This window comes from Stenotrophomonas sp. 2YAF22 (assembly GCF_052114665.1).
In the GTDB taxonomy this organism is placed as follows: Bacteria; Pseudomonadota; Gammaproteobacteria; order Xanthomonadales; family Xanthomonadaceae; genus Stenotrophomonas; species Stenotrophomonas indicatrix.
The window spans coordinates 1-7029 of sequence record NZ_JBFRFE010000172.1; the positions used below are offsets into that span (position 1 = coordinate 1).

Here is a 7029-nt window from a genome sequence, read left to right on the forward strand (position 1 = left end):
GACCTGCTGCCGTGCGCCGCACAGGCCCGTGCCCAGGTCGAGCAGTGGATGGACTGGCAGGCCAGCGACCTCAACAGCGCCTGGCGTCACGTGTTCATGGCCCGCGTGCGCCAGCACCCCGACTTCGCGGACGACGCACGCGCCGAGGCAAGCCTGGAACAATGGAACCGTCTGATGACCGTGCTCGACCACCAGCTTGCCGCCAGCAATGCCTACGTGGCGGGCACCGACTTCAGCCTGGCCGACATCGTCCTCGGCCTGTCGACACAGCGCTGGCGCAGCACCCCCGGCAACAAACCTGTGCTGCGCCACGTAGACGCCTGGTTCGAACGCCTGCGCCCCCGGCCCGGCTTCGCCGAGCATGTGGACAACGGCGTGGCGTAGCACGCTTGCTTGGCTTCATCCACGCATGGCGTGGAGCTACTGTGTCGACCAAGGTCGACACCTACCAACAGCGGCGGGAAACCGTCGAAGGCGGGGCGGTGTGGGTTTGCGGGGTTTGAGCCGCATGGATGCGGCGACCRAGCCCCCATGGGTGAGGGCGCTTTGCKTGCGAAGCACTGCTTCGCAAGCGCCCGAACGCCCAGCCGCCAGCGGCTGGGCCGGCCTGGGGGTTCACGGCGCCCCCGCACACCCACACCGCCCCGCCAACCCACAGGAAGCCTGCTCTGGCTCTGGCTCTCGCTGTTGCCGTTGCCTCTGCGGGTGCCGGGCGCAGCCCGGCGTTACCAGCCTTCCAGCACGATCTTGCCCTTGGCCCGGTGGCTCTCCAGCAGCGCATGCGCGCGCCGCAGGTTGGCCGCGTCGATGCGCCCGAAGTGCTCGCCAAGCGTGGTCTGCAGCACGCCGGCATCGACCAGATCGGCCACCCGGTTCAGCAGTTGGTGCTGGCGCTGCATGTCCGCGGTCCTGTACAGCGGTCGGGTGAACATGGATTCCCAGTGCAGCGACAGCGCCTTGCGCTTGAGCGCCATCACATTGATCTGGCCCGGATCATCGATCAGCCCCAGCTGCCCCTGCGGCGCCAGCAGCTCGACGAGCTGCGCGTAGTGCTGGTCGGTGTGGGTCAGGCTGGCCACATGGTCCACCTGGGTGATGCCCAGCCGGGCCAGGCCCTCGGCCAGCGGCCGGGTGTGGTCGATCACATGGTGCGCGCCCATCGCCTGCACCCAGTCCTGGGTCTCCGGGCGCGAGGCGGTGCCGATCACCGTCAGCTTCGTCAGCCGGCGCGCCAACTGCACCAGGATCGAACCCACGCCACCCGCTGCACCGATCACCAGCAGGGTCTGGCCCTCGCCGCCGCCTTCGGCAATACGCAGGCGGTCGAACAGCAGTTCCCATGCGGTGATCGCGGTCAACGGCAGCGCCGCAGCGGCGGCATCGTCCAGGCTGGCCGGCTTGCGGCCAACGCTGCGCTCGTCCACCAGCTGGTACTCGGCATTGCTGCCCGGGCGATCGATCACACCGGCGTAGTACACCGCATCGCCGGGCTGGAACAGGGTCACCTCGCTGCCGACCGCATCGACCACACCGACCGCATCCCACCCCAGCACGCGCGGGCCGTCGGTGGCGGCGCCGCGCCGCACCTTGGTGTCGACCGGATTCACCGCCACCGCGCGCACCGCCACCCGCAGGTCGCGCGGGCCCGGCTGGGGCAGGGGCAGGTCGAGATCGATCAGGGCCTGCGGGTCGTCGATCGGCAGGCCGGCTTGGGTGTAGGCAATGGCACGCATGGGGGATATCCAGGGAGGAGAGACCACAGCGTGCGCCGTGCGCAGGGGGGCGGAAAGGCGCAGAATCGGTCAACACTTTCACTGCAGCAATGAAAATGGTCCGCTTCGACGATCTGCAGCTGTTTGTCCGTACCGCCGCGCTGGGCAGCTTCTCCCAGGCCGCGCGCGAGGCCGACCTGCTGCCGGGCCAGGTTGCCGCGGCGGTGGCACGACTGGAACGCGAACTGGACCTGCGCCTGTTCGTACGCACCACCCGCAGCCTGCGGCTGACCGCCGAAGGCGCGCTGTATCTGCCCTACGCACAGGAGGTTCTGAGCACCCTGCGCGAAGGCCAGGCGCGGGTGCAGGGCGAGGACGCCGAACTGCACGGCACCCTGCAGTTGTCGGCGCCGTCGGACTTCGGCCGCAACCTGCTGCTGCCGTGGCTGACCGCGTTCCGCGCGGCGCATCCACGGCTGCGCCTGCACCTGCGCCTGTCCGACGAAGTGGCCGACGTGTTCCGCGACCCGGTCGACGTGGCCATCCGCATCGGCCACTTCGACGACGCCAGCTACGTCGCCCTGCCTTTGCTGGAACAGAACCGGCGGGTGCTGGCTGCGTCGCCCGGGTACCTGCGGCGGCGTGGCACGCCCAGCCGCTTGGAAGATCTGCGCGAGCATGATTGCCTTGTCTACCAGCTCGGCGGCCGCGCCTACGATCGCTGGTCGTTCGAGATTGAGGGGCGCCGCGTGGTGATCCCGGTGCGCGGGCCGCTGGTCTGCGACGACGCCGACGTGGTGCGGCGCTGGGCGGTTGCCGGCGAAGGCATCACCTACAAGTCCTGGCTGGACGTCCGCGACGACGTGCTGGAAGGGCGCCTGCAGGTGCTGCTGGATGGCATCGGCAGCCACATTCCCCTGCAGCTCGTCTGCCCCCATCGCAAGCAGTTCTCACCGGCGGTGCGGCAACTGCACGCGCAGCTGCGCCAGCATCTGCAACCGCTGCTGTCCGCCATGCCCGGCAATGGCGACACGCCCCTGTCGCCTGCGCCAGCACTGGCCGACAATGGCGCTCCCCCGTTGTAAGAGAGTCGCGCCATGCCGTGGATGGGCATCCAGGACCTGTGGACCTTCCTGCTCGCTGTGCTGGTGTTTCTGGCGCTGCCCGGGCCGGGCACCTTCACCCTGCTGACCGCTACCGGTCGCGGCGGTGTGCGCGGCGGCTACACGGCGCTGGCCGGCCTGCTGGTCGGCGACCAGATCCTGATGTGGCTGGCACTGGCCGGCGTGGCTGCGCTGCTGAAGGCCAATCCGACGGTGTTCCATGCCGTGCAGTATCTCGGCGCGGCGTATCTGGTGTGGGTAGGCATCAGCCTGCTGCGCACGCCCAAGGGTGACGGTGCCGACGTTGGCCCGGTGCGCATGCAGCCCGGACGCTACTTCCACCAGGCGATCCTGGTCAGCCTGCTCAATCCGAAGGCGATCCTGTTCTACATGGCCTTCCTGCCGTTGTTCATCGACCCGAAGGCCCACCAGGGCATCGCTACGTTCGCCGCGCTGGCCGGGATCATCTTCGTGGTCAGCATCGCCTACTGCTCGCTGCTGATCTGGGTCGGCAACCTGGCCCGCCGCCGGTTGATCCAGCACCCGCGGGTCAGCGATGCGCTACGGCGCGTGGCCGGGCTGTTCCTGGTCGGCTTCGGCATCCGCCTGGGCCTGAACGGCTGAGATCCCGTCGGCGTGGCAGGCAGCGCGCAGGTGGTCGATGAACACCCGCAGCTTGGGCGCCATATGCTCGCGCGCCGGGTAGTACAGATGAAAGCCGGGGAACGGCGGCTGCCAGTCCTCCAGCACGCTGCGCAGGCGGCCGGCAGCCAGGTCGTCGGCGACCAGTGAGGCGAACCCCTGCGCCATGCCCAGCCCAGCCAGCACCGCCGCATAGGCCAGTTCGGCATCGTTGAACACCAGCCGGCCCTCGACGGCTACGTCCAGGTCACGCCCCTCACGGCTGAACTCCCAGGGCATCAGCCGGCCATTGGCGCGGCGATGGACGATACAGTCGTGGCCCTGCAGCTCCTGCGGGCTCTGCGGCACACCGTGGCGCGCGAAGTAGCCCGGCGTGGCCACCACCACCTGGCGCTCGGGCGGCCCGATCGGCACCGCGATCATGCCCTGCGCCAACGATTCCCCCAGGCGGATGCCTGCGTCGAAACCCTCGGCGACCAGATCGGTCAACGCCGGTTCCACGCACAGTTCCACCTCCACCTGCGGATACCGGGCCAGGAAGGACGGCAGCGCCGGCAGGACCCGGCGCTCGGCAACGATGCGTGGCAGGGTGATGCGCAGCCGACCGGCCGGCACGGTCCGCGCGCTGTCCAGGTCTTCGAAGGCCGATTCGATCTGTGCCAGCCCGCCACGTACGCGCTGCAGGAAGCGCGCACCGTGCTCGGTCAGGCCCACCCGGCGCGTGGTCCGTTGCAACAGGCGCACGCCCATCCGCGCTTCCAGCGCGCGCACGCTCTGTGACAGTGCCGAGGTCGAGACACCAAGCGCATCTGCGGCGCGGGTAAAGCTGGCGTGGTCGGCCACGTGGACAAACGCGACCACCGCCGACAGCGGTGCGGAGGGATCCATTGTGAAGCCTTCCTTCATTGTCAGTTCGGCTGTGTCCAGTTTATCCACAGGATCATCGGGCGGATGCTTTGCCTCCCGGCGGCACACCGCCTCCTCCGATGGAATGCCACATGTCACTTGATCACTACCGCCTGCTCGGTCGCTCCGGCCTGCGTGTCAGCCCGATGGCGCTGGGCACGATGACCTTCGGCGCCGACTGGGGGTGGGGTGCGGACGAAGCCGAGGCCCGCCGCATCTTCGATGCCTACGTCGAACGCGGTGGCAACTTCGTTGATACCGCAAACAACTACACCAATGGCAGCGCCGAGACGCTGCTCGGGCGATTCGCCCAGGGCCGCCGCGAACGGCTGGTGATCGCCAGCAAGTACACCCTGGCGACCGTGCCCGGCGATCCGAACAACGCCGGCAACCATCGCAAGAGCATGATGCGCTCGGTGGAGGACAGCCTGCGCCGGCTCGGCACCGACTACCTGGATCTGCTGTACCTGCACGCTTGGGACGACACCACCGGGGTGGACGAGGTGATGCGCGGTTTCGACGATCTCGTGCGCAGCGGCAAGGTGCTGTATGCCGGCATCTCGGACACGCCGGCCTGGCAGATCGCCCGCATGCAGACCCTGGCCGACCTGCGCGGTTGGGCGCCGCTGGTGGCCCTGCAGATCGAATACAGCCTGATCCAGCGCAGCGTCGAACAGGAGCTGCTGCCGATGGCCGAGGCGCTCGGGTTGGGCGTGGTGGCGTGGTCGCCGCTGGGCAGCGGGGTGCTGACCGGCAAGTACAGCGCGGCTGATCTCATCACGGCCGAGTCGCCGGAGGCTACGCCGGGCGGTTCCCGGCGCAACGTGGCCCTCATCAATGGCGCGTTGACGCCACGTTCGTTGAACATCGCCGGGGAAGTCGCTGCCGTCGCGGCGGAACTGTCGCACTCGGCTGCGCAGGTCGCTCTGGCCTGGCTGCTGCAACGACCCGCGGCCGGGGCAATGCCGATCGTCGGTGCACGCACCCTGGACCAGTTCGAACACAACCTGGCGGCGCTGGATCTGGCGCTGCCGGCTGAGGCGCTGGCACGGCTGGATGCGATCAGCACGGTCGCGCCTGCCTTCCCGCACGACTTCCTGCAGATGCCGCTGCCACGCATGCTGATGAGCGGTGGTACGCGTCTGCAGCCACGCGCGCTGGGCAGGTAACAGCGGGGGCGCGCTATGCTGGCGCCCCTCGTTGGACAAAAGCGCCATGGCCGCAACACCAACGCTCGCGGTCGCAGCAGCCCTGGTGCTGCTGCTTGCCAGTGGACCGGCCACGGCCGCACCGGAGCACCGCTGCCTCAGCGGTGGCCGCAACAACACGATCCACCTGGAATGGCGCTGGCTGGACGATGGCCGCGCCGATGTGCGCTATGCCGGGCACAGCGAGCGCCTGCCGCTGCGCCGGGTCTCCGAACAGACCACGGTGCTGGACGAAGACCGCCCCTACCAGTTCGATACCGTCTGGGAAGAGCGCGTGGACGGTCGCATCAACGGTCACTACACACTGAGCACGCAGGGTGCACGGATCTACAGCTTCAGCTACGTGCGTGCCCGGGACGGTCGCCGCACGGACTTCGACGAAGACGTCAACGCCTTCCAGGACGACGGCTGTCACTGGTAGGCGCCTGTGCTGAGGCCGTTTGTGCCGTTTCCGGCAGAGTGCCCAGCGTCCAGCGCGCGCTGTGTCGGCCATGACCCCCGTCAGTGGCAATGCTGCGCTGCGTTCGGTCACACTCGGGGACTTGTCGTTCTCAGTCACCCCTTCCGAGGCCTGCATGTCCCTGCTCCGGCGCAAGTCCCTAGATTCCGTCACCGTCCATGAAGCCGGCCGGCGTCTGGTCCCGACCCTCAGCTGGCCGCACCTGATCGCGCTGGGCATCGGCGCCATCGTCGGCACCGGCATCTATACCCTGATCGGCGTGGGTGCCGACCGCGCTGGCCCGGCCGTGCTGATCTCCTTCGCCATCGCCGGCGCGGTGTGTGCCTGCGCGGCATTGGCCTATGCAGAGCTGTCCACGATGATGCCTGCCGCCGGCAGCGCCTATACCTACAGCTACAGTGCCCTGGGCGAAGTGTTTGCCTGGGTGGTGGGCTGGAGCCTGATCCTGGAGTACTCGCTGGTGGTGAGTACCGTGGCGGTCGGCTGGTCCGGCTATTTCGTCGGCTTCCTGGAATGGGTACATACCCAGTTCGGCTGGGACCTGCGCCTGCCGGCGATGCTCGCGGCAGGCCCGCACGTCGATGGCGGCATGATCAACCTGCCCGCCATCGTCATCACCTGGCTGGTGGCCCTGATGCTGATGGCCGGTACCAAGGAAAGCGCCACCCTCAACGCGATCCTGGTCGTGTTCAAGCTGATCGCGCTGGCGATCTTCGTGGCGGTGGCCCTGCCGGCGTTCGACGCCAACAACCTGCAGCCGTTCATGCCTTACGGATTCGCCAAGACGCTGGGCCCGGATGGCGTCGAGCGCGGCGTGATGGCGGCAGCGGCGATCATCTTCTTCGCGTTCTACGGCTTCGACGCGATCTCCACCGCCGCCGAAGAAACCAAGAACCCCGGGCGCGACCTGTCCATCGGCATCATCGGCTCGATGGTCGGCTGCACCATCGTGTACGTGCTGGTGGCGCTGGCCGCGATCGGTGCGATGAGCTACACCG

General features: G+C 68.5%; 8 protein-coding genes. 6 read left to right on the forward strand and 2 right to left on the reverse strand.

Annotated elements, in window-relative coordinates:
- The coding region (locus AB4Y84_RS08930; RefSeq protein ID WP_442250015.1) for a glutathione binding-like protein at positions 1-384 on the forward strand (384 nt) is incomplete at its 5' end.
- Positions 385-725: 341 nt separating this feature from the next.
- Here AB4Y84_RS08930 and AB4Y84_RS08935 read toward each other — a convergent pair.
- The gene (locus AB4Y84_RS08935; protein WP_442244250.1) at positions 726-1733 is read right to left on the reverse strand and encodes a zinc-binding alcohol dehydrogenase family protein; all 1008 of its coding nucleotides are present in this window, start codon (positions 1731-1733) and stop codon (positions 726-728) included.
- 89 nt (positions 1734-1822) lie between these two features.
- Between AB4Y84_RS08935 and AB4Y84_RS08940 the strand changes: the two genes are divergently transcribed.
- The gene (locus tag AB4Y84_RS08940) at positions 1823-2797 is read left to right on the forward strand and encodes a LysR family transcriptional regulator (RefSeq protein WP_081794606.1); all 975 of its coding nucleotides are present in this window, start codon (positions 1823-1825) and stop codon (positions 2795-2797) included.
- A gap of 12 nt (positions 2798-2809) precedes the next feature.
- Positions 2810-3439: a leucine efflux protein LeuE gene (gene leuE / locus AB4Y84_RS08945; RefSeq protein WP_025875614.1), complete on the forward strand. Its 630-nt coding sequence runs from the start codon at positions 2810-2812 to the stop codon at positions 3437-3439.
- Here leuE and AB4Y84_RS08950 read toward each other — a convergent pair.
- Complete coding sequence (locus AB4Y84_RS08950; protein WP_033832632.1) at positions 3377-4345, reverse strand: LysR family transcriptional regulator; 969 nt, start codon at positions 4343-4345, stop codon at positions 3377-3379. The two genes, leuE and AB4Y84_RS08950, sit on opposite strands and share 63 nt — an antisense overlap.
- Positions 4346-4443: 98 nt before the next feature.
- Here AB4Y84_RS08950 and AB4Y84_RS08955 point away from each other — a divergent pair, with 98 nt between their 5' ends.
- The 3 genes from AB4Y84_RS08955 to AB4Y84_RS08965 form a co-directional block, all read left to right on the forward strand.
- The gene (locus AB4Y84_RS08955; protein ID WP_442244251.1) at positions 4444-5532 is read left to right on the forward strand and encodes an aldo/keto reductase; all 1089 of its coding nucleotides are present in this window, start codon (positions 4444-4446) and stop codon (positions 5530-5532) included.
- Between the two features lie 46 nt (positions 5533-5578).
- Positions 5579-5992, forward strand: a complete 414-nt coding sequence (locus tag AB4Y84_RS08960; protein ID WP_442244252.1) for a hypothetical protein — start codon at positions 5579-5581, stop codon at positions 5990-5992.
- Between the two features lie 154 nt (positions 5993-6146).
- Positions 6147-7029: amino acid permease (locus AB4Y84_RS08965; RefSeq protein ID WP_442250016.1), on the forward strand; the 883-nt coding region annotated here is incomplete at its 3' end.